Genomic DNA, 20,595 nt, shown 5'->3' on the forward strand with positions numbered 1-20,595 from the left:
GAGCGTAGGTGGGACCACCGACATCGCCCACCGCTTTTCCGGAGCCGGGGCCTGCGGGGTGGACTCAGCGCACGGTGAGGGCGAGCGCGCGCGCCGCCTCTGGGTACGCGTCCGCGAGGAGCCCGCACGCGAAGAGCACGTATGCCGTGTCGATGCCTGTCGCTGCCGCCGCTGGGACCGTCCAGCCGCCGGCGTGGTCGGCGGTGACCGCCGTCAGGACGCCGTCGCCGAGCTCTCGCGGCCCGTGGCGGAACACCCCGCCGGAGCCGAGAACGAGCCCCACGTCGGCCAGGGGCCGGGGCCGGTCGCCCGCGGCCCTCGGTCGGCCGTGGCGCCGGGCCGCGACCAGGGCCGCCGTCCGGGCGAGGTCGCCCTCCTGCTGCCACTCGTCGGGCGTCGAGGCCCGGTGCCCGGTCGCGGAGGCGACGTGTCCGGCATACGCGATCGCCCCGGGCGACAGCGGGAGGTGCTCGCGCTGCGCGGCCTCGACGATGCCGAGGGCGTTCCAGCGCATGCCGAGGTCGGCCTCGACGGTCCGCTCGTGCCACATCGAGCCGGCGACGTCGCGCTCGATCTCGGCGTCCTCCCCCTGCGGACGCAGCACCGAGTAGACGTCGGTCGTGGCGCCGCCGATGTCGACGACCACGACGTCCTCACCGCGCACGTCGGCGAGCAGCTCGACACCGCGCAGGACCGCGTCGGGGGTCGCCGCCCGGACGAGCTCGGTGAAGCCGCGACCGCGCGAGAGCCCCTTGCCGCCGATGACGTGCTCGAGGAACGCCGCGCGGATCGCCGCCCGCGCGGCGTCGGGTGCGATGACCCCGATCCGCGGCAGCACGTTGCTCGTGACGACGTGCCGCCGACCGGTGCGCTCCAGCTCGGCGGCAACCTCATCAGCGACGTCGGCGTTGCCGGCGACGACGACCGGCATGGTGATGCGGGCGTTCGCGAGGCGAGAAGCGTTGTGCCGCAGCACATCCGCATTGCCGCCGTCCGTGCCGCCCACGAGCAGGACGAGGTCCGGAGCCGAGGCACGCAGCTCGCGCACCCCCTCCCCCGACAGCCGCCCCGCCGACACGTGCACCACGCGCCCCCCGGCCGACAGGGCGACGCGGTGCCCGGCCTCGGCCGTCACCTCGCGCTCGTAGCCGACGACGGCGATCCGCAGGCCGCCACCCGCGGACGAGCAGACGAGCGTCTCGGTGACGGGACCGTGGGAGGCGAGCTCACGGCACACGGCATCGACGCCGTCCATGACGTCGGTCGAGACGGTCGTCGGCGACGACGCGGCACCCACGAGCGCACCGGACGTCACGTCGACGAGAACCGCCTTGGTGAACGTCGACCCGACGTCGACGCAGAGGACGAGCGACACGTCTGCGGCTCAGGTCAGCCGGTCGAGAGCCTGCTTGAGGTCGGCGATGAGGTCCTCGACGTCCTCGATGCCCACGGAGAGGCGGATGAGGTCGGACGGGACCTCGAGCTCGGTGCCGGCGACCGACGCGTGCGTCATCCGGCCCGGGTGCTCGATGAGCGACTCGACGCCACCGAGGGACTCGCCCAGGGTCCAGATCTGGGTCTCGGCGCACACCTTGACCGCGACGTCCTCGCCACCCTTGACGCGGAACGCGACCATGCCACCGAAGCGCTTCATCTGGCGCTTGGCGACCTCGTGGCCGGGGTGCTCGGGCAGGCCCGGGTAGTGCACGGCGGTGACGCCGTCGTGGCCCTGGAGGAACTCGACGATCTTCTCGGCGTTGTCGCAGTGGCGCTCCATGCGGACCGCGAGGGTCTTGAGACCGCGCTGGACCACCCACGAGTCGAAGGGCCCGGCGACGGCGCCCATCGAGTTCTGGTGGAACGCGACCCGATCGCTCGCGGACTCGCCGTCGAACCACGGCACGGTCACACCGTGCGCCACGACGACAGCGCCGCCGACGACGTCGGAGTGGCCGCCGCAGTACTTCGTCGTCGAGTGCAGGACGATGTCGGCGCCGTCCGCTAGCGGCTGCTGGAGGTAGGGCGAGGCGAAGGTGTTGTCGACGACGAGCAGCGCGCCGGCCTCGTGGGCGATCTCGGCGAGGGCGGCGATGTCGGCGATGCCGAGCATCGGGTTGGTCGGGGTCTCGACCCACACGACGCGGGTGCGGCCGGGCTGGATCGCGGCGCGCACGGCGTCGTTGTCGGCGATCGCGGCGATGGAGTGCTCGACTCCCCAGTGCTTGAGGACCTTGTTGAAGAGCCGGTAGGTGCCGCCGTAGGCGTCGGAGGGCACGACGACGTGGTCGCCGGGGCTGAGCAGCGCGCGCAGGACGGTGTCCTCGGCGGCGAGCCCCGAGGCGAACGCGAACCCGCGCTCACCACCCTCGAGCGCGGCGAACCCGGTCTCCAGCGCGGTGCGGGTCGGGTTCGCGCTGCGGCTGTACTCGTAGCCGCCCCGGAAGCCGCCGATCCCGTCCTGCTTGTAGGTCGAGGTCTGGTAGATCGGGGTGACGACCGCGCCGGTCGTGGGGTCCGGATCCTGTCCGGCGTGCAGGGCACGGGTGGAGAAGCCGAGGGTCTGGTCGCTGCTCGAGTCGGACATGGGGACAGGGTATGCCGGGCCCTCCCGTCCGCATCAGCCGCGCCGTCGCTGCCACTCCCGAAGGGTCGCCGTCGTCCGGAACCCGATCGCCTCGTTGACGAGGATCATCGGGCCGTTCTCCTGCGCGTTCCAGGTCCGGACGGTGCGCGCCTGCGGGAGCTCGCGCCGCAGGGCCGCGAGGTTCGCCGCCTTGACCGCCGCCCCCAGCCCGTGGCCGCGGTGCTCGCGCAGGACGAGCGTGTCCTGCTGGTAGGCGAGCACCGGCTCGGCCGTCGGCACCTGGAGCTGAGTGAACGCGACGAGCCGCCCGCTGCCCGAGTGGCGCGCCACCGACTCGAACGCGCGCCGGCCGCTCTGCCGGGTCGTCTCGCGCTGGGCCCGCAGCCGGTCGGCGTCCCACCCCTCCTCGTGGAACTCGAGGTCACCCACCGGGGAGTCGGTGCTCATCCGCCGCTGGAGGTGGGCCCGGTCCTCGAGCCACTCGTCGAGGGTGTCGTCGGTCGAGGTCTCGATGACGTATCCGGCTGTCGCAGAACCGTTCCGGGGCGTGAGGGCGGTGCGGTCGAGGTCCGTGAGGTCGAGGTCGTTGCGCAGCATCGTCTGGGCGAGGGCGAACCCCTGCCTCTCGAGGAACCCCTCGCCGGGGTCGGTGCCGTCCTTAAGGTATGCCGTCTCCGCGACGAACGTCGTCCGGCCCGCCTCGCGCGCCAGGGCGGTGAGATGGTCGTGGACGAGCGTGCCGATGCCGCGGCGTCGGTGCTCGGGGGCGACGCAGACGTCGAGGAGCGCCAGCTCCTCGTTGTCGTGCAGCGGGAGCATGAGCTCGGCGGCCGCGACGACGCGGTCGGCGCCATCGACCTCCGCGACCGCCGCGAAGTAGCGGTGGCTCCAGCTCGTCGAGGCCTCGCGGGCGCGGCGGCTCGCCAGCGACCACGCGTCGTGGTCGTCCCCCATCGTGGCAACGGTCGTCGCGACGAGGACGTCGTTCCAGGCCTGCGCGAGTGCCGCCGCATCCGGCGCGGGGTCGAGCGTCGTGACGGGCACGATCCTGACGGTCATGGCGCCATGGTCCTCCGGAGCGGCGAGCAGAGCCACCGGATTCCGGACGCCCCGGGCTATTGACACGTTCCGGTAACGCCTGCATCCCCGCAACCCCTACGGCCCATCCCGTCGTCCGGCGACCCTACTGTGGACCGTTCTGCAAAGAACACCATGCACAACCACGGAGGTACGCAACATGCCCGGAACTCTCGGAATCATCGGCTGGATCATCATCGGTGGCCTGGCCGGCTGGATCGCCAGCAAGATCATGAAGACGGACGCGCAGCAGGGCATCCTGCTCAACATCGTCGTCGGGATCGTTGGCGCCTTCCTCGGCGGCCTGCTGCTCAGCCTGCTCGGTGTCGACACCGATGGCGCCGGCCTCATCTTCACGTTCATCACGGCCATCGCCGGAGCCTGCCTCCTGCTCTTCGGCGTCAAGGCCCTGACCGGCAACCGCTCGCGCGTCTGACCCGCGACCGAACGCCAACGGGCCCGTCCTCCTCGTGAGGGCGGGCCCGTGCCATGTCGTCACGAGCCCCTGCCGGGAACAACACCGGTCCCAGCACGTTGAACCCCACAGACCCCTCTCCACCCCCTCGAGGAGTGCCCCATGTTCGGATCGCGCGCCAAGACCACGATGCCCACCGCCGCCGAGGCCCTGCCCGGTCGTGACACCCGGCCCTTCACGGTGCCGACGACGCACGAGGTGCTGGGCACCCCGCTCGAGGGCCCCTGGCCCGAGGGCACCGAGGTCCTCTACGTCGCGATGGGCTGCTTCTGGGGCGCCGAGCGCATCTTCTGGCAGCTGCCCGGCGTCGTGACGACCGCGGCCGGCTACATGGGCGGGTTCACGCCGAACCCGACCTACGAGGAGACCTGCACCGGCCGCACGGGCCACGCCGAGTCCGTCCTCGTCGCCTACGACCCGACGCGGACCACGCCCGAGCTGCTCCTCAAGGCCTTCTGGGAGAACCACGACCCCACGACGGCGAACCGGCAGGGCAACGACATCGGCACGGCATACCGGTCCGCGATCTTCTGGACCACGCCGGAGCAGGAGGCCGCTGCGCGCACGACGCGTGAGGCGTTCCAGGGTGAGCTGACCCGCGTCCGGGCCGGCGACATCACGACCCAGCTCGCGTCGGCGCAGGACGCCGGGACGTTCTGGTACGCCGAGGACTACCACCAGCAGTACCTCCACAAGAACCCGAACGGCTACTGCAACCACGGTCCCAACGGGCTCACCTGCCCCGTCGGCGTCGCGAACCTCCCCGCCCAGACGGACGTCGTCCCGCCCGCCTGACGCTGTCGTCGCCGGACGCGAAATCCGGTATGCCGTCCCGCCCCTCGCGTGGCACAGTGCCGTCCGTGACGACCGACTTCACGGACAAGCCGACGCTCGTCGGTGAGCTGGTGACCCTGCGCCCGATAAGGGCCGAGGACGCGGACCTCGTCGACGCGATCATCCGCAGCGACGGCGAGATCGCCCGGCTGACCGGGTCGGTGGGCTCGAGCACCGAGGATCCGCCGGGGATGCCGATCGAGAGGCTCCGCGAGGTCTATGCGGGCTGGGCGGAGGCGGACGACCGGCTCGTCCTCGGCGTGGTCGACAACGCGAGCGGTGAGCTGGTCGGCGAGGTCGTCCTCGCCGGCTGGGACGAAGCCAACCGGTCGTGCTGGTTCCGCACGCTCATCGGTGCGGCGGGCCGGGGGCGGGGTCTCGGGACCGAGGCGACCCGTCTCGTCGTCGACCACGGGTTCCGCGTGCTCGGGCTGCACCGCATCACGCTCGAGGTCTACGACTTCAACCCGCGGGCTCGCCACGTCTACGAGAAGGTCGGGTTCGTCCACGAGGGGACGGGGCGCGAGGCGCTGCTCTTCGACGGCGAGTGGGTGGACGTGCACTTCATGGCCGTGCTCGAGTCCGACTGGTCGCCGGCGCTCGGCAGCTGACTCGAAGGTCCCACGGGCAGCGACCGCGTGGTCCCCCGGCCGGGATCAGAAGGCGCGGGCGATGGTGAGGGCCACACCGAGGACGGCCGCGGTGGCGAGGGCCGCGAAGCCGGCGATGCGCAGCGGCGCACCGACCTTCCAGTGCTCGCGCGGACCCGGCGCCTCGAAGCCCGGGTGCGACCCGACGTCGGAGCTGCCGGCCGGTCCACCGAAACCGCCCTTGATGCCCGGCGTGGGTCGGGCAGCGCGCATCTGGACGAAGCCCACGGCCAGGAGGACGACGCCGAGCACGGCGACGACGAGGACGACCCACCACCATCCAGTCATGGGGGCAGCGTGCCACGGCGGCGCACTCCGTCGGGCCGTCAGGAACCGGTCGATCGGGCAGCGGCCCTCGCCGACGACGTGCTTGTCGGAGACGTGTCTTTGCTCCCGCAGGTGATGCAAAGACACCCCCATATGCTCCGGCTCATGACGCACAGGCCCGTTGCGTCACCTCCTGGTGCGAATGGGGGTGTCTTTGCATCCTCACGCGGAGCAAAGACACGTCCCGGGTGGGCAGATGGGTGAGTGCGGGCAGGTGGTGAGGACGGGGCCTCGCGTCATCTCGGGGAGCAAAGACACCTCTCAGGCAGGCAGGTGGTGAGGGCGCGGCCTTGCGTCAGCACGTGGAGCAAAGACACCTCCCGGGCGGGCAGATGGTGAGGGGCCCGCGGACCCCGGCGCGTCAGAGGCGGGCGGCGAGCTCGGTGCCCTGGCGGATGGCGCGCTTGGCGTCGACCTCTGCGGCGACGTCGGCGCCGCCGATGAGGTGCACGGGGATGCCGCTGTCGCCCAGCTCGTCGGCAAGGGTCCGGACCGACTCCTGCCCGGCACAGAGCACGATGCTGTCGACGGCGATGACGCGTGAGGTGCGCGGACCGTCGGAGCCGTCCTCGGGCGCGAAGGACACGTGCAGGCCGTCGTCGTCGATGCGGTCGTAGGACACGCCGGTTACCTGCTCGACACCCTTGGCCCTGAGCGAGGCCCGGTGCACCCAGCCGGTGGTCTTGCCCAGACCCTTGCCGATGCCGGAGGCCTTGCGCTGCAGCAGGACCACCTCGTGCTTCGGCGCCTCGACGACGGGCGCGGCCAGGCCGCCGCGCGACGCCGCGGGGTCGCCGACACCCCACTCGGCGCGCCACAGGTCGAGGTCGAGCGTCGCCGACGGCTGGGCCGTGAGGTACTCGCTCACGTCGACGCCGATCCCGCCGGCCCCGACGACGGCGACCCGCGCGCCGGGCGTGCGCTCCCCGCGGACGAGCTCGGCATAGGTCATCACCGACGGGTGGTCCACGCCCGGGATCGACGGCACGCGCGGCTCCACGCCCGTCGCCACGACGACCTCGTCGAACCCGCCGCCACGCAGCTCGTCCGCACCCACCACCCGGCCGAGGTGCACCCGGACACCGGTCACCTCGAGCCGACGGCGGAAGTAGCGGATCGACTCCGAGAACTCCTCCTTGCCGGGGATGCGCTGCGCGATGGCGAACTGCCCACCGATGTCGTCGCGCCCCTCGAAGAGGTCGACGGTGTGCCCGCGCTCGGCCAGCGCCGTCGCACACGCCAGACCCGCTGGCCCGGCCCCGACGACCGCCACCCGCTTCGCGGCACGCGTCGGCCCCAGCACCAGCTCGGTCTCGTGGACGGCGCGCGGGTTGAGCAGGCAGGTCGCGCGCTGCTTCCTGAAGGTGTGGTCGAGGCAGGCCTGGTTGCAGGCGATGCAGGTGTTGATCTCGTCGACGCGCGACTCCGCCGCCTTGCGCACCCACTCGGGGTCGGCGAGGAAGGGCCGGGCCAGCGAGACGAGGTCGGCGTCACCCGCACCGAGGATCCCCTCGGCCACCTCGGGCATGTTGATCCGGTTCGTCGCGATGACCGGCAGCGACGTCTCGGACTTGAGGCGGCCGGCATACGAGGCGAAGGCCGCGCGGGGGACGGAGGTGACGATCGTCGGGACGCGCGCCTCGTGCCAGCCGATCCCGAGGTTGAGCACCGAGGCACCGGCGGCCTCGACCTCGCGGGCGAGCGCGGCGACCTCGTCCCAGGTCTGGCCGTCGGGCACGAGGTCGACCGCCGAGATCCGGTAGATGACGAGGAAGTCCTCGCCCACCTCCTCACGGATGCGTCGCACGATCTCGACGGCGAAGCGGCGACGCTTCTCGGGCGTCCCGCCCCAGGCGTCGGTGCGCTGGTTGGTGCGGGGCGCGAGGAACTGGTTGATGAGGTAGCCCTCGGACCCCATGACCTCGACACCGTCGTAGCCGGCCTCGCGCGCGAGCCGCGCCGACCGGACGAACGCCGAGATCGTGCGCTCCACGCCGCGGGCCGACAGGGCGCGGGGCCGGAACTTCGAGATCGGGCTCTTGACCGCCGAGGGCGCCACGCACCAGGGGGTGTACGAGTAGCGCCCGGCGTGGAGCAGCTGGAGGGCGATCCGGCCACCCTCCGCGTGGACCGCCTCGGTGAGCACGCGGTGCTGCCGGGCCTCGCGCCTCGTCGTGAGCTTCGACGCCAGCGGGAGCAGCGTGCCCTCGATGTTCGGCGCGAACCCGCCGGTGATGATGAGCGAGGCTCCCCCGCGCGCCCGCTCGGCGAAGAACGCCGCGAGCTTGGGGAAGTCGCGCGCCCGGTCCTCGAGGCCGGTGTGCATCGACCCCATGACGACCCGGTTGGGCAGGGTGACGTGACCGAGGTCGAGCGGTGCGAGCAGGTGCGGGTACGCGTTCACTACTCGAGAGTAGGGAACCGCTCGCACCGGGCCTACCGCCCTGGGCTGTGTCGTTGCTCTCGATGGACGAAAGGCGGGGTATGCCGGGAGCGCGCGCTCCCGGCATACCCCGCCTCGTCAGCGTGGCTGGGTGGAGACGTCAGTCGACGAGGTGACCCAGCAGGTCGGCGCGGGTGAGGACACCGACCGGCTTGCCGTCGTCGATGACGAGCACGGCGTCGGCGGTCTCGAGCTCGTGGCGCGCGGTCGCGACCGGCTCACCGGCGCCGACGAGCGGCAGGCCCTTGCCCATGTGCTTCTCGACAGAGTCGTGCAGCGTGGCCTTGCCGACGAAGAGCAGCTCGAGCAGCTCGCGCTCGCTCACCGAACCGGCGACCTCACCGGTCATGACGGGCGGCTCGGCCTTGACGACGGGCATCTGCGAGACGCCGTACTCGCGCAGGATCTCGATGGCGTCGCGGATCGTCTCGTTGGGGTGGGTGTGGACCAGGGCGGGCAGGTCGCCGCTCTTGGCGCGCAGCACCTGGCCGACGGTGGCGTCGGCGTCGGAGTCCATGAAGCCGTAGGAGCTCATCCAGTCGTCGCTGAAGATCTTGGACATGTAGCCGCGCCCCGAGTCGGGCAGCAGCACGACGACGACGGCCTCGGCCGGCAGGTCCTTGGCGACCTCGAGCGCGGCGACGACGGCCATACCGCAGGAGCCACCGACGAGCAGGCCCTCCTCACGGGCGAGGCGACGGGTCATGTCGAACGAGTCCGCGTCGGACACGGCGACGATGCGGTCGACGACCTCGGGGTCGTAGGCGCTCGGCCAGAAGTCCTCACCCACGCCCTCGACGAGGTAGGGGCGACCGGAGCCGCCGGAGTAGACCGAGCCCTCGGGGTCGGCGCCGATGATCTCGACCCGGCCACCCTCGCGGTCGGCGCTCATCTCGAGCAGGTAGCGGCCGGTGCCGGTGATCGTGCCGCCGGTGCCGACACCCGCGACGAAGTGGGTGAGACGGCCGTCGGTGTCACGCCAGATCTCGGGGCCGGTGCTCTCGTAGTGCGAGGCCGGGCCGTTGGGGTTGGAGTACTGGTCGGGCTTCCACGCACCCTCGGTCTCGCGCACGAGGCGGTCCGAGGTCTCGTAGTACGAGTCGGGGTGGTCCGGCGCGACGGCGGTGGGGCAGACGACGACCTCGGCGCCGTAGGCCTTGAGGACGTTGCGCTTGTCCTCGCTCACCTTGTCGGGGCACACGAAGATGCACTTGTAGCCCTTGCGCTGCGCCACGAGCGCGAGGCCGACGCCGGTGTTGCCGCTCGTCGGCTCGACGATGGTCCCGCCCGGCTTGAGGGCGCCCGAGGCCTCGGCGGCCTCGACCATCTTGAGGGCGATGCGGTCCTTCACGGAGCCGCCCGGGTTCATGTACTCGACCTTGGCGAGGACGGTCGCGGCGATCCCGTCGGTGACGGAGTTCAGCTTCACGAGCGGGGTGTTGCCCACGAGGTCGACGATGTGCTCGGCATACTTCATGCCCCCATCCTCCCATCCCCGCCGCCGGTTGCCGGACGGTGACGTCACGGCCTCGGTATGCCGGGTCCGCGCCCCTGCGTCGTCGGCGTCGGTTAGCGTGGAGGGACGCTTTTCGAGAGGGTGGCACGACGGCATGGGACGCGCACGGCGAGCACGCAAGATCGCAGCGACAGCGGCATACGGGGGCGGTGGCCTGGCCGCGGCCAGCGCCGCACTCGGTGCGGTCGGCTATGCCGTGATCAAGGGTGAGGCGCTGCTCGCACGGCGGATCGTCGGCACTCCCTTCGACTCCTCCCCCGACGACGACGGCACCTACGGCGCGGGCCCCGGCGAGCCGATCGAGATCCTCGTCCTTGGCGACTCGAGCGCCGCCGGCATGGGCGCGCACAACCCCCACGAGACCGTCGGCGCGATCGTCGCCAGCGGCGTGAGCGCCCTCATGGGGCGCCGCGTCCACCTCACCAACTGCGCCGTCGTCGGCGCCGAGTCCAGCGACCTCGAGCGACAGCTCGCCGAGGGGCTGGAGTCGATCACCCCCGACGTCGTCGTCGTCATGGTCGGCGCCAACGACGTCACCCACCGCGTCGACCGGGCGACGGCCGTGCGCCACCTCGAGCTGACCGTGCGGCGGATCAGGGCCCTCGGCGCCGAGGTCGTCGTGGGCACCTGCCCCGACCTCGGCACCATCGAGCCGCTGGCGCAGCCGCTGCGCCTCCTCGCCCGGCGGTGGAGCCGTGACCTGGCGGCGGCCCAGACGATCGCGGTCGTCGAGGCAGGCGGTCGCACGGTGTCGCTGGGTGACCTGCTCGGCCACGAGTTCGCCGCCTCTCCCAAGACGATGTTCAGCGAGGACCGCTTCCACCCCTCGCCTGCCGGCTATGCGCGGGCCGCGGCGGCGCTGCTGCCGTCGGTCTGCGCCGCCCTCGGTGTGTGGGGCCACGACACCGCCGACCGCGCGCCCGAGGCACGTCGCGGCGAGGGCGTCGGACCGGTGGCGGTGGCCGCAGGACAGGCGGTCAAGGACGCAGGGACCGAGGTCTCGCCGACCGAGGTCGGTGGCCAGGCGCGAGGGCCGCGCGGCCGGTGGGCCGTGCTGCTGCGGCGTCGACACGACGCCGTGCCGTCGGCGCGCGACCCCCAGCCCGACGCGTCGGGTGCCGCCGAGGCGGCGACGTCGGGCACGTCGGCGACCCCTGGGACGGCTGCGGCCGCGAGCGGAGCGACGGCCTCAGGGCAGGCTGCGGCGCAGGTCGGCCAGCCGCTCGGTGAGCTCGGGGACCCCCGCTGACGCTGCGTCCCACACGAGGACGCGCAGCTGGTCGATGAGCACGCCCGGACCGAGGTCCGGCACGGGTTGACCTGCCGTGGCGTCGGCGAGGTCCTGGACGACGTCGCGCACCGCCGGGGACGCGGCGAGCGCGCGGTCCGCGGGCAGCTCACGCCACCTGCGGACCACGCGCTCGAGCTCCCGCGAGACGTCGTCGGGGAGGCGGTGCATCAGCGCCTGGTCAGTCGCGCATCCGCGCGAAGAGGCGCAGGAACTCGATGTAGAGCCAGACCACCGTGACGATGAGGCCGTGGGCGAGCAGCCAGCTGTACTTCTGCGGCGCACCCGTCGCGATGGCGCGGTCGATCATGTCGAAGTCGAGCGCGAGCGTGACCGAGGCCAGACCGACGGCGAAGAGCGAGATGCCGATGCCGAGCGGTCCGCTGCCACCGATGCCGAAGTTCGTGTTGGTGAACATCGCGAAGAGGAAGTTGACCACGGCGAAGATCGCGTAGCCGAAGAGCATCATCGTGACGATCCGGCGGAACTTGTCGGTGACCTTGATGAGCCCGCTCTTGTAGGCGAGGAACATGCCGGTGAACGTCGCCGCGGTGGCCAGCGCGGCGGTGGGGACGACGCCCTCCCAGCGCTGCTCGAAGATCTGGCTGATCGCGCCGACGAAGAGGCCCTCGAGGACGGCGTAGCCCACGATGAGGGGGACGCTCAGCGTCTTCTTGAACGCGATGACGAGGCCGAGGACCAGCGTGCCGATCATGCCGCCCATGGCGAGCATGTAGCCGAGGCCCTGGCTCTGCGCGGCGAAGATCCAGCCGGCTGCGCCGAACACGAGGACGAGGGCGAACAGGCCCATCGTCTTCATGATGACGTCGTCCATCGTCACGCGACCGGTGTCGGTCGGGCCGGCGGACGGCGAGTTGTACATGTCCTGGAGCTGCTGCTGCGAGCCCCACTGGTCGGTCGTCCCCTGCTGCGCGTACGAGACGTTGCCCGGGTTCGCGGAGCCGCGGCCCCCGAAGCCGGCGTAGCCGGACTGCGCGTCCTTCTCGAGTCGGTTGAAGGCCGGGTTGCTGGCCATCGAGTCCTCCGTAGGTCTGGCGCCACGGCGTTGGCGCGGCGTCGTCACACCATTCAACCGTGTCGGGGCCTCCACAGTTCCCGTGGCACGGTCACCTGTGGACAACGATCAGGGCCGAAGGGCGCACGTCGTGTCGGGCGTCCCGGCCATGCCTGCGACAGCCCCCGACGGCGGGTCCTGACGGGGGAACGAGCCTGCGAGTGCCCCCGACGGGACTCGAACCCGCACCCGGAGCGATTTTAAGTCGCCTGCCTCTGCCAGTTGGGCCACGGGGGCGGGCTCACTGTATGCCGCCCATCGTTCTGCTTGCGTCCGCACCTCTGGTCACCCCTGCGACCAGAGGTGCGGACGCAAGCACTCACCGCGACGCGCTCGGGCTCGCGCTCGGCGTCGGGGTGGGTGTCGCCGAGACCCCTGTGCTCGGCGACGTCTGCGGGGCCGTCGGTGACGGCGTGGGGAGGACCGTGGGCGAGGTGGTGGGCGTCGGCGTCGGCGTCCCGTCGTTCTCGACGACCGGGACCGGACCGGGCAGCGGGGTGATCGCGAGCGGCGGCTCCCAGGTGCCGTCACCCATCCGCTCCCAGCCCGTGCGGTCGTCCCACCGGAGCGGGAAGACGTCGCGCGGGATCGTCAGCTCGCCGGTCCGGGGGTCGCGCAGGGCGTCGAGTGCCCCGGGGTCGTCGGTCGACCAGACGAAGTCCTCACCGACCTCGAGGGCCCGTCCGTTCTGGTCGAGCAGCCGGACCTTGTCGAGGCGGCGACCGGTCTCGTCGTAGGCGTAGAGGTTCGTCACCTGCTCGCCGTTGCTCGTCACCCCCGAACCGCTGGACACGGGCTCGTCGCCGTAGACCTCGTTCGCGTAGGGGTCATGACCGTCGACGAGCAGGAGGAAGGCCACGGGAAGGAGCAGCACCGCGAGCAGGTTGCCGACGACCCGCACTGGCCCCACCCAGCCGCCGTTGAGGTGGCCGTGCCGCGCCAGCAGCCCGAGCGCGACGGAGACGACGGCGCCGATCGCCCCGAGCCACACAATGCTCGCGCCGACGAGGACGGCCGGGAGTGCGGCGAGCGCGACGCCACGCACGAACCACCACACCGGTCGCAGGTCGCTGAGCCACGGCGCCGCCTCGAGGACCTGGGCGCTCAGACGCGACCAGCGCGCCGAGATCCGCTCCCCCGCCGGCACCCGGGCCGGGTCGCCTGCCACGCGCGGAGGCAGGCCGGCAGCGGAACGCAGCTCTGCGGCATACGCGTCCGGGTCACCGACGCGGTCACGCAAGGTGCCCTCTCCCGGCTCGGCCAGCCGCTCCGCGAGGTCGGCCTCCATCCCGGTCGTGAACTCCTCGACGTCCTCGACCGGGAGGTCGGCCAGCGCAGCCCGCACCCGGGCGACGTAGTCGCGCACCTCGGCGGCCGCGGGCCCCGTCGCCATCGACACGGTGTCGTTCATGCCTTCACTCCTGCCTCGTCGAGGAGGCCGGCCATCGTCCCTGCGAAGGCGGCCCACGTCTTGCCCTGGCTGGCGAGGGCGTCACGGCCCTGCGCGTTGATCCCGTAGTACTTGCGGTGCGGTCCCTCGTCGCTCGGCACGACGTAGGACGTGAGCGCCCCTGCGCTGTAGAGGCGCCGCAGCGTCCCGTAGACCGAGGCGTCGCCGACGTCCTCGAGGCCGGCGGCGCGCAGCCGGCGCACGACGTCGTAGCCGTAGCCGTCCTCGCGGGCGACCACGGCGAGCACGGCGAGGTCGAGCACTCCCTTGACGAGCTGTGTGGCGTCCATGGTCCGGGCACCCCCTGCTTCTCTGCACGGCCACCGACCTGATGGCGCACGGTGCACAGTACTACGCATTCCGCATTAGTGCGCCAACCACACATGCGACCGCGTGTCGGGCCTCCGATCGACCAACCTCCGAAGCGCTCCCGTGCCTCCCGGTAGGCTCGGAGAACCCTCGTCGCAGCATCCAGATCGGACGAACTCCCCGCATGACCTCCACGGACAGCCCGTCAACCCCCGCTCGCCGCCGCGGTCCGGCGAAGGGGACGCCGCGCGCGCCCCGGATGAGCCGTGAGGACCGCGAGCGCCAGCTGCTCGACGTCGCCGAGGCCGTGTTCGCCGACCACGGCTACCAGGACACGACGATGGAGCTCATCGCGGCCGAGGCGGGCATCACCAAGCCGGTGATCTACGACCACTTCGGCTCCAAGGAGAACCTCCTCGTCGCCGTCGTCGCCCGCGCCCGCGAGGACCTGCTCTCGTCGACGAAGACCGCCCTCGACGCGATCCCCGCACACTCCCCCGTCGAGGACTACTTCCGGGCCGGCGTGCGCTCGTTCATGGAGTTCTTCGAGCGGCGTCGCGGCAGCTTCCGGGTCTACATGCAGGAGTCCGCGGTCGCCGTCGTCGCCGGTCAGGACATCGAGATGGTGCGCCAGGCCCAGGCCCGCGACATCGCCGAGCGGTTCGGCGACATCCCGCAGATCGCGGCCTACCCCCTGCCCTACCGCGAGGCGATGGCCGAGATCATGATCGCCACCAACGAGCGGGTCGCCGGCTGGCGGCTGCGCAACCCCGAGATCACCCTCGACATGGCGGTCGAGATCGTCATGGCGGTGCTGTGGAACGGCTTCCGCTCCTACACCTCCGAGACCGTGCCGGACGTCGACCTCAGCTGACGCGGCTCAGCCGACGCGGCTCAGCTGACGCAGCTCAGCGCGATCCCGTCGAGGATGTCGTGCTCGGAGGTCACGACCCGCGCCCCGGGCGAGTGCTCGAGGACGCGCCCCAACACCTCGTGCCACACGAGCGCCCCGGCACCGATGACGTCGACGCGGCCCGGGTGCATGAAGCCGAGCTCGGCCCGCCGCGCCCTCGTCATGTGGAGCAGGCCGAGCGACGCCTCCCGGTGCCGCTCCACGCTCGCCTTCGCGAGGTGGATCCGTTCCGGGTCGTATGCCGTGAGCCCCAGGACGTGGGCCGTGATCGTCGTGATGCTCCCGGCCAGACCGACGACGGTGGCGATGCCGTCGAGGTCGACGACCTCCTGCGCCCGGTCCAGCGCGCGCGAGACGTCCCATGCCGCGGCCCTGATCTCGGCCTCGGTGGGCGGGTCGCTCACGAGGTGTCGCTCGGTGAGCCGGACGCACCCGACGTCGACCGAGAGGGCGCCCTCGACTGAGGTCGTGCCGCGCACGAGCTCGGTCGAGCCGCCCCCGAGATCGACGACGAGGTAGGGACCGGGGATGTCGAGCGCGACGAGGTCGCCGGTCGCGCCGGTGAAGGAGAGGTTGGCCTCCGCGTCACCAGTCACGACCTCGGGTGAGACGTCGAATCCCGCTGCGGCGAAGGCCTTCTCGACGCCGGTGACGAACTCGTCGGCGTTGCGGGCGTCGCGCGAGGCCGAGGTGGCGACGAAACGGATACGTTCGACGTCGTGCTCGCGGCACAGGACGGCATACTCGCGGGTCTGGGCGAGCGTGCGCTCCATGGCGACCGGATCGATGACACCGGTGCGGTCGACGCCGTAGCCCAGCCGGACGACCTCGGTGCGACGGACGACGTCGTGCACCCCACGGGCGAGGTCGACGTCGGCGACGAGCAGGCGGATCGAGTTCGTGCCGCAGTCGACGGCGGCGACCCTCGTCACGACGGCGTCGAAGCGTTCAGCTCGGTGCACGGGTGCGTCACCCACCAGTCGGGGAGCATGGCCAGGGCCTCGTCGCCGAGGGGGTTGACGCCCTCACCGACCGACAGCGAGTGCGCGACGAGGACGTGGAGGCACTTGACGCGGTCGGGCATGCCGCCGGCACTGATGCCGTCGATCTCGTCGACCTGGCCGAGCTCGGAGCGGCGGGCGAGGTAGTCGTCGTGCGCAGCGGCGTAGCGCTCGGCGAGCTCGTCGTCCTCGCAGAGACGCTCGGTCATGTCACGCATCACGCCCTGCGACTCGAGCGTGCTGATCGCGCCGGTGAGCCGGGGGCAGGTGGCGTAGAAGGACGTCGGGAACGGCGTGCCGTCGGGCAGGCGCGGCAGGGTGCGCAGGACGTCAGGCTCGCCGCACGGGCAGCGGTGCGAGACCTCGACGACACCGCGCGGGATGCGCCCGAGCTGGCGCTCGACGGCGTCGAGGTCCTCCTGGGCGACCGGCGTGGGGTCGGGGGTCGCGCTCACCGGGGCGTTCACCGACGGTTGGCGGGCACGTCGGCCGCCTTCATCGAGGACCAGACGGTGTCGTACCAGGGGCCGGCGACCTTGGTGCTGTGGGCGATCGTCCCGCTGGGCTGGCGCACCTCGGGGTCGAGCACGGTGTAGGACTTCTCGCCGACCTTGACGAACTTGAGCCGGGTGCGTGCCTGCTGCTCGACGTAGGCGGGGTCCTCCCAGCGGGCCTGCTCGGCCTGGAGCTCCTCGACGGTGAGCTTCTGCTGGGTGACCTGGTCACGCATCGCGCTGATGTCGGACTTCTGCTGCACGTAGGCGCGCAGTGTCGGCGCGACGAGGACGACGAGGAAGAGCAGGACGGCCCCGAGCGCGATCCGGCGCAGGGTGCGACGGTTGCTCCGCGCGGCGGTGAGCCGGCCCCGCCAGCTCGCCGCCGCGATCTCGGAGGCCCGGCTCGGGCTCGACGGCCCGCCTGCCCGGGTGGCGCGGGCACGCGCGGTGGGTCGCGAGGACGCCGGACGTCGAGGTGACGATCCGGGTCCGCGACTGCTCCCGCGTGCCATGCGCTCCCGCCTCAGGCCTTGCCGGCGGTGAAGCGCGGGAAGGCCGCGGCTCCGGCGTACTCGGCGGCGTCGTCGAGCTCCTCCTCGATGCGGAGCAGCTGGTTGTACTTGGCGACGCGCTCGGAGCGGGCCGGGGCACCGGTCTTGATCTGGCCGCAGTTCGTGGCGACGGCGAGGTCGGCGATCGTCGTGTCCTCGGTCTCGCCGGAGCGGTGGCTCATCATGCAGCGGAACCCGGCGCGCTGGGCCATCTCGACCGCGTCGAGGGTCTCGGTGAGCGTGCCGATCTGGTTGACCTTGACGAGCAGCGCGTTGGCGGTGCCGGTCTCGATGCCGCGGGCGAGGCGCTCGGGGTTGGTGACGAAGAGGTCGTCGCCGACGAGCTGGACCTGGGTGCCGAGGCGGTCGGTCATGGCCTTCCAGCCGTCCCAGTCGTCCTCGTTGAGCGGGTCCTCGATGGACACGAGCGGGTACGACGCGACGAGGTCGGCGTAGTAGTCGACCATCTCGGCGGCGGACTTCTTGCCACCCTCGAAGGAGTAGGACCCGCCGTCGGCGTCGTCGTAGAACTCGCTGGCGGCGACGTCGAGCGCGAGGGCGATCTGCTCGCCGGGGGTGTAGCCGGCCTTCTCGATGGCCTCGAGGATGAGGTCGAGCGCGGCGCGGTTGCTCTCGAGGTTGGGCGCGAAGCCACCCTCGTCGCCGAGGCCGGTCGACAGGCCCTTCTCCTTGAGGACGGCCTTGAGCGAGTGGTAGACCTCGGCGCCCCAGCGCAGGGCCTCGCGGAAGGTCTCGGCGCCGATCGGCGCGATCATGAACTCCTGGATGTCGACGTTGGAGTCGGCGTGGGAGCCACCGTTGAGGATGTTGAGCATCGGCACCGGCAGGACGCGCGCGTTCGGTCCACCGAGGTAGCGGAACAACGGCAGACCGGCGGACTCGGCGGCGGCCTTGGCGACGGCCAGGCTCACGCCGAGGATCGCGTTGGCGCCGACCTTCTCCTTGTTCTTGGAGCCGTCGATGGCGATCATCTCGGCGTCGATGAGGCGCTGGTCGTGAGCCTCGAAGCCGAGGAGCTTGGGGCCGAGCTCGTCGATGACCGCGTCGACGGCCTTCTCCACGCCCTTGCCGAGGTAGCGGTTCTTGTCACCGTCACGGCGCTCTGCGGCCTCGAAGGCGCCGGTGGAGGCGCCGCTGGGCACGGCTGCGCGGGTGATGGTCCCGTCATCGAGGGCGACCTCGACCTCGACGGTGGGGTTGCCTCGCGAGTCGAGGATCTCGCGTGCGCCGACGGCGTCGATGCTGGCCACTGGTGCTCCTGAGGTGGGACGGAGGGGTGTCGTCCCGAGCCTAGCCCGTGCCCGCCGCAGGCCGACCGACCGACCCGCGCCCCCGGCATACCGGCTCGGGTCAGGACCGTGAGACGAGCAGTTCTTCGCGAGACGACCACTCACCGGTGCTCGTCTCACGAAGAACTGGTCGCTTCGTGGGCGCGGTGGCGACGCCCGGGGTCAGCGGGCGGCGAAGGCCACGGCGAGGGCGGCGCCGAGGCGGGCGTTGTGGCGCACGAGCGCGATGTTGGTGTCGAGGCTGCGGCCGTCGGAGAGCTCGACGATGCGGCCGAGCAGGAACGGCGTGATGTCCTTGCCGATGATGCCGCGCTCGTCGCACTCGGCGACGGCCCGGTCGATGAGCTCGGAGATCTCGTCGGGCGTCATCTCGTCCTCGGCGGGCACGGGGTTGGTCACCGCGATGCCGCCACGCAGGCCGAGGTCCCACTTGATCCGCATCATCTCGGCGAGCTCCTCGACGGTGTCGCTGCGCATCGGGGAGGTGAAGCCCGACGAGCGCGAGTAGAAGGACGGGAACTCGTCCGAGCCCACCGTGACGACCGGCACGCCCAGCGTCTCGAGGACCTCGAGGGTGCGGCCGATGTCGAGGATCGACTTCACGCCGGCCGAGACGACGGCGACGTCGGTCTGGCTCAGCTCGGTGAGGTCGGCCGAGACGTCCATGGAGTCCTCGGCGCCGCGGTGCACACCTCCCAGGCCACCGGTGACGAAGACGCGGATGCCCGCGAGGGCGGCGAGGCGCATCGTCGAGGCGACGGTCGTGGCGCCGTGGCGCTTTGTCGCCATGACGTGGGGCAGGTCGCGCAGGCTGACCTTGGCGACGTCCTCGTGGGTGGCGAGGAGCTCGAGCTCGTCGGCGGACAGGCCGATCCGGGCGACACCGTCGAGGACGGCGATCGTGGCGGGCGTGGCGCCGCCGTCGCGGACGATCTGCTCGACCTCACGCGCCATCTCGACGTTGCGCGGGTAGGGCATGCCGTGGCTGATGATCGTCGACTCGAGCGCGACGACGGGGCGCCCGGCGGCGAGGGCCTCGGCGACCTCGGGTGCGAGGGCGAGAGCGGGGTGCGGGGTGGCAGGGGTGACAGGGGTGACAGGGGTGACAGGGGTGGCGGTGCTCATCGGGTTCCTTGTGACGTGAGGCGCCCGGTGACGAGCGCGCTGGTGAGGTCGGGACGGACGGTGTGGACGGACTCGGTCGTGAGGGCGGCAGTGGCCTGGCCGAAGGCGGCGGCGGCAACGGGGTCGTCGTCACGCAGCAGGGCGTGGACGAACCCGGCGGTCATCGAGTCGCCGGCGCCGGTGACGTCGACGACGTGCGAGCTGATGGTGCCGTCGGTGCTCACGGTGGGAGCGCCGGCACCGTCGTCGGGGGCCGACGACAGCAGGCTGCCGCGGGCACCCCGGCGCACCCAGACGTGACGGACACCGAGCGCGTGCAGGTCGGCGGCGGCCCGGCTGATCGCGGGCACGGTGTCGGCCACCTCGCGGTCGACGAGCGCGGCGAGCTCGGCGATGTTGGGCGTGACGGCGAGGACCGGCCGGGTCGGGGCGAGCAGCGGGCGCAGTCGGCCGGCCTTGACGACGGACACGGGCTCGAGGACGACCGGCACGCCCGCCGAGCCCGCGATGTCGGCCAGCCAGGTCGCGACGACGAGTGGGACGTTGCCGTCGATGACGAGGAGGTCGCAGTGCTGCACGAGCGCCTTGGCCGGCTCGACGTCCGCGACGGTGAGGCTGTCGGTGGCGCTCATGTCGGACACGGCGACGGCGAGGTCCCCCTCGTGGTCGAGCACGGCGAGGTAGGTGCCGGTCGGGCGCGTGCCCACGACGACGTGGTCGAGGCTCACGCCGGCGCTGCGGGTGTGGCCGAGGAGCTCCTCGCCGAACGAGTCGCTCCCGACGGCCGCGACGAGGTGGGTGGGGGTGCCGAGTCGCGCGAGGTTCTCGGCGATGTTGCGGCCGACTCCACCGGGGTTGGTCGTGACCTCGCCCGGGTTGCTCGTCGCCGGGTCGAGCCGCGCCGACGAGCGGGCCTTGACGTCCATGATCGCTCCCCCGACGACGACCACACCCGCCTCGCCCCGCACGAGGTAGCCGCGCCCGAGGATCGCGCCCTTGCGGGTGAGGTTGGACAGCGCCACCGAGACGGACGCCCGGGTCGTCCCGAGCCGGTCGGCGAGAGCCGCCGCGTCGAGCAGCGGGTCGGCGCGGAGCTGGACGAGGATCGCCTGCTCCTGGGGGGTGAGTTTCACATTGTGAAGTTAAGCAGAACTTGGAACTACAAGCAAG

21 protein-coding genes and 1 tRNA gene are annotated in these 20,595 nt (G+C 71.9%); 5 read left to right on the forward strand and 17 right to left on the reverse strand.

What is annotated here, in order from left to right; all coding sequences use genetic code 11:
• Positions 1-64: 64 nt before the first annotated feature.
• Genes KLO01_RS02885 through KLO01_RS02895 form a run of 3 tightly spaced genes read right to left on the reverse strand, consistent with a single transcriptional unit; the run spans position 65 to position 3,643 of the window.
• Positions 65-1,375: a glutamate mutase L gene (locus tag KLO01_RS02885; protein ID WP_147062039.1), complete on the reverse strand. Its 1,311-nt coding sequence runs from the start codon at positions 1,373-1,375 to the stop codon at positions 65-67.
• A gap of 9 nt (positions 1,376-1,384) precedes the next feature.
• Entirely contained in the window at positions 1,385-2,584 is a 1,200-nt protein-coding gene (locus tag KLO01_RS02890) for a cystathionine gamma-synthase (RefSeq protein WP_147062040.1), read from the reverse strand.
• Positions 2,585-2,617: 33 nt separating this feature from the next.
• A complete protein-coding gene (locus KLO01_RS02895) occupies positions 2,618-3,643 on the reverse strand; it encodes a GNAT family N-acetyltransferase (RefSeq protein WP_147062041.1) in 1,026 nt (341 codons plus the stop codon).
• 178 nt (positions 3,644-3,821) lie between these two features.
• Here KLO01_RS02895 and KLO01_RS02900 point away from each other — a divergent pair, with 178 nt between their 5' ends.
• The 3 genes from KLO01_RS02900 (at position 3,822) to KLO01_RS02910 (ending at position 5,581) form a co-directional block, all read left to right on the forward strand.
• Positions 3,822-4,097: a GlsB/YeaQ/YmgE family stress response membrane protein gene (locus tag KLO01_RS02900; protein ID WP_147062042.1), complete on the forward strand. Its 276-nt coding sequence runs from the start codon at positions 3,822-3,824 to the stop codon at positions 4,095-4,097.
• A gap of 141 nt (positions 4,098-4,238) precedes the next feature.
• Entirely contained in the window at positions 4,239-4,931 is a 693-nt protein-coding gene (gene msrA / locus KLO01_RS02905; protein WP_147062043.1) for a peptide-methionine (S)-S-oxide reductase MsrA, read from the forward strand.
• A gap of 65 nt (positions 4,932-4,996) precedes the next feature.
• On the forward strand, positions 4,997-5,581 hold the full coding sequence (locus KLO01_RS02910) for a GNAT family N-acetyltransferase (protein ID WP_246136024.1): 585 nt from the start codon (positions 4,997-4,999) through the stop codon (positions 5,579-5,581).
• 45 nt (positions 5,582-5,626) lie between these two features.
• Here KLO01_RS02910 and KLO01_RS02915 read toward each other — a convergent pair whose 3' ends face one another.
• The 3 genes from KLO01_RS02915 to KLO01_RS02925 all read right to left on the reverse strand — a co-directional run bounded on the left by KLO01_RS02915 (position 5,627) and on the right by KLO01_RS02925 (position 9,867).
• Complete coding sequence (locus KLO01_RS02915) at positions 5,627-5,908, reverse strand: hypothetical protein (RefSeq protein ID WP_147062045.1); 282 nt, start codon at positions 5,906-5,908, stop codon at positions 5,627-5,629.
• A 400-nt stretch (positions 5,909-6,308) separates the two neighbouring features.
• Positions 6,309-8,351 (reverse strand): NADPH-dependent 2,4-dienoyl-CoA reductase, encoded by a 2,043-nt coding sequence (locus KLO01_RS02920; RefSeq protein WP_147062046.1) that lies wholly within the window; start codon positions 8,349-8,351, stop codon positions 6,309-6,311.
• Positions 8,352-8,490: 139 nt separating this feature from the next.
• A complete protein-coding gene (locus tag KLO01_RS02925; RefSeq protein WP_147062047.1) occupies positions 8,491-9,867 on the reverse strand; it encodes a cystathionine beta-synthase in 1,377 nt (458 codons plus the stop codon).
• Positions 9,868-10,000: 133 nt separating this feature from the next.
• Here KLO01_RS02925 and KLO01_RS02930 point away from each other — a divergent pair, with 133 nt between their 5' ends.
• A complete protein-coding gene (locus KLO01_RS02930) occupies positions 10,001-11,155 on the forward strand; it encodes an SGNH/GDSL hydrolase family protein (protein ID WP_147062048.1) in 1,155 nt (384 codons plus the stop codon).
• Here KLO01_RS02930 and KLO01_RS02935 read toward each other — a convergent pair.
• The 5 genes from KLO01_RS02935 to KLO01_RS02955 all read right to left on the reverse strand — a co-directional run bounded on the left by KLO01_RS02935 (position 11,096) and on the right by KLO01_RS02955 (position 14,009).
• Complete coding sequence (locus KLO01_RS02935; RefSeq protein WP_147062049.1) at positions 11,096-11,365, reverse strand: hypothetical protein; 270 nt, start codon at positions 11,363-11,365, stop codon at positions 11,096-11,098. The two genes, KLO01_RS02930 and KLO01_RS02935, sit on opposite strands and share 60 nt — an antisense overlap.
• 10 nt (positions 11,366-11,375) lie before the next feature.
• Complete coding sequence (locus tag KLO01_RS02940; RefSeq protein WP_147062050.1) at positions 11,376-12,230, reverse strand: Bax inhibitor-1/YccA family protein; 855 nt, start codon at positions 12,228-12,230, stop codon at positions 11,376-11,378.
• Positions 12,231-12,431: 201 nt separating this feature from the next.
• Positions 12,432-12,506 (reverse strand) — tRNA-Leu (locus KLO01_RS02945).
• 82 nt (positions 12,507-12,588) lie between these two features.
• Positions 12,589-13,680 carry an HAAS signaling domain-containing protein gene (locus KLO01_RS02950; protein WP_147062051.1) on the reverse strand — a complete coding sequence of 364 codons (1,092 nt, stop codon included), beginning with the start codon at positions 13,678-13,680 and terminating at the stop codon, positions 12,589-12,591.
• Positions 13,677-14,009, reverse strand: coding sequence for a PadR family transcriptional regulator (locus tag KLO01_RS02955; protein WP_147062052.1), 333 nt, complete (start codon positions 14,007-14,009; stop codon positions 13,677-13,679). The genes KLO01_RS02950 and KLO01_RS02955 overlap by 4 nt, the downstream gene beginning before the upstream one ends.
• Positions 14,010-14,212: 203 nt before the next feature.
• On the opposite strand from KLO01_RS02955, the gene KLO01_RS02960 reads away from it, so the two are divergent.
• The gene (locus KLO01_RS02960; RefSeq protein ID WP_186827890.1) at positions 14,213-14,902 is read left to right on the forward strand and encodes a TetR/AcrR family transcriptional regulator; all 690 of its coding nucleotides are present in this window, start codon (positions 14,213-14,215) and stop codon (positions 14,900-14,902) included.
• 20 nt (positions 14,903-14,922) lie between these two features.
• Here the strand turns inward: KLO01_RS02960 and KLO01_RS02965 are convergent, their stop codons facing one another.
• The 6 genes from KLO01_RS02965 to KLO01_RS02990 all read right to left on the reverse strand — a co-directional run bounded on the left by KLO01_RS02965 (position 14,923) and on the right by KLO01_RS02990 (position 20,558).
• Positions 14,923-15,873, reverse strand: a complete 951-nt coding sequence (locus KLO01_RS02965; protein ID WP_147063072.1) for a Ppx/GppA phosphatase family protein — start codon at positions 15,871-15,873, stop codon at positions 14,923-14,925.
• Positions 15,870-16,397 carry a DUF501 domain-containing protein gene (locus KLO01_RS02970; RefSeq protein WP_147062054.1) on the reverse strand — a complete coding sequence of 176 codons (528 nt, stop codon included), beginning with the start codon at positions 16,395-16,397 and terminating at the stop codon, positions 15,870-15,872. The genes KLO01_RS02965 and KLO01_RS02970 overlap by 4 nt, the downstream gene beginning before the upstream one ends.
• 8 nt (positions 16,398-16,405) lie before the next feature.
• Entirely contained in the window at positions 16,406-16,951 is a 546-nt protein-coding gene (locus KLO01_RS02975) for an FtsB family cell division protein (RefSeq protein ID WP_147062055.1), read from the reverse strand.
• 11 nt (positions 16,952-16,962) lie between these two features.
• Positions 16,963-18,261: a phosphopyruvate hydratase gene (gene eno / locus KLO01_RS02980; RefSeq protein ID WP_147062056.1), complete on the reverse strand. Its 1,299-nt coding sequence runs from the start codon at positions 18,259-18,261 to the stop codon at positions 16,963-16,965.
• 201 nt (positions 18,262-18,462) lie between these two features.
• Positions 18,463-19,425 carry a pseudouridine-5'-phosphate glycosidase gene (locus KLO01_RS02985; RefSeq protein WP_147062057.1) on the reverse strand — a complete coding sequence of 321 codons (963 nt, stop codon included), beginning with the start codon at positions 19,423-19,425 and terminating at the stop codon, positions 18,463-18,465.
• The gene (locus tag KLO01_RS02990) at positions 19,422-20,558 is read right to left on the reverse strand and encodes a PfkB family carbohydrate kinase (protein WP_147062058.1); all 1,137 of its coding nucleotides are present in this window, start codon (positions 20,556-20,558) and stop codon (positions 19,422-19,424) included. Before KLO01_RS02990 ends, KLO01_RS02985 begins: the two co-directional genes overlap by 4 nt.
• Positions 20,559-20,595: the final 37 nt, after the last annotated feature.

Source organism: Knoellia locipacati, from assembly GCF_007992835.1.
Lineage (GTDB): Bacteria > Actinomycetota > Actinomycetes > Actinomycetales > Dermatophilaceae > Knoellia > Knoellia locipacati.

What these genes read in the sequence shown, in the direction of transcription:
- KLO01_RS02890 (WP_147062040.1), bottom strand. Translation starts at nt 2,584, where the DNA reads ATGTCCGACTCGAGCAGCGACCAGACCCTCGGCTTCTCCACCCGTGCC.
- KLO01_RS02895 (WP_147062041.1), bottom strand. Translation starts at nt 3,643, where the DNA reads ATGACCGTCAGGATCGTGCCCGTCACGACGCTCGACCCCGCGCCGGAT.
- KLO01_RS02900 (WP_147062042.1), top strand. Translation starts at nt 3,822, where the DNA reads ATGCCCGGAACTCTCGGAATCATCGGCTGGATCATCATCGGTGGCCTG.
- msrA (WP_147062043.1), top strand. Translation starts at nt 4,239, where the DNA reads ATGTTCGGATCGCGCGCCAAGACCACGATGCCCACCGCCGCCGAGGCC.
- KLO01_RS02915 (WP_147062045.1), bottom strand. Translation starts at nt 5,908, where the DNA reads ATGACTGGATGGTGGTGGGTCGTCCTCGTCGTCGCCGTGCTCGGCGTC.
- KLO01_RS02925 (WP_147062047.1), bottom strand. Translation starts at nt 9,867, where the DNA reads ATGAAGTATGCCGAGCACATCGTCGACCTCGTGGGCAACACCCCGCTC.
- KLO01_RS02930 (WP_147062048.1), top strand. Translation starts at nt 10,001, where the DNA reads ATGGGACGCGCACGGCGAGCACGCAAGATCGCAGCGACAGCGGCATAC.
- KLO01_RS02935 (WP_147062049.1), bottom strand. Translation starts at nt 11,365, where the DNA reads ATGCACCGCCTCCCCGACGACGTCTCGCGGGAGCTCGAGCGCGTGGTC.
- KLO01_RS02940 (WP_147062050.1), bottom strand. Translation starts at nt 12,230, where the DNA reads ATGGCCAGCAACCCGGCCTTCAACCGACTCGAGAAGGACGCGCAGTCC.
- KLO01_RS02950 (WP_147062051.1), bottom strand. Translation starts at nt 13,680, where the DNA reads ATGAACGACACCGTGTCGATGGCGACGGGGCCCGCGGCCGCCGAGGTG.
- KLO01_RS02955 (WP_147062052.1), bottom strand. Translation starts at nt 14,009, where the DNA reads ATGGACGCCACACAGCTCGTCAAGGGAGTGCTCGACCTCGCCGTGCTC.
- KLO01_RS02960 (WP_186827890.1), top strand. Translation starts at nt 14,213, where the DNA reads ATGACCTCCACGGACAGCCCGTCAACCCCCGCTCGCCGCCGCGGTCCG.
- KLO01_RS02975 (WP_147062055.1), bottom strand. Translation starts at nt 16,951, where the DNA reads ATGGCACGCGGGAGCAGTCGCGGACCCGGATCGTCACCTCGACGTCCG.
- KLO01_RS02985 (WP_147062057.1), bottom strand. Translation starts at nt 19,425, where the DNA reads ATGAGCACCGCCACCCCTGTCACCCCTGTCACCCCTGTCACCCCTGCC.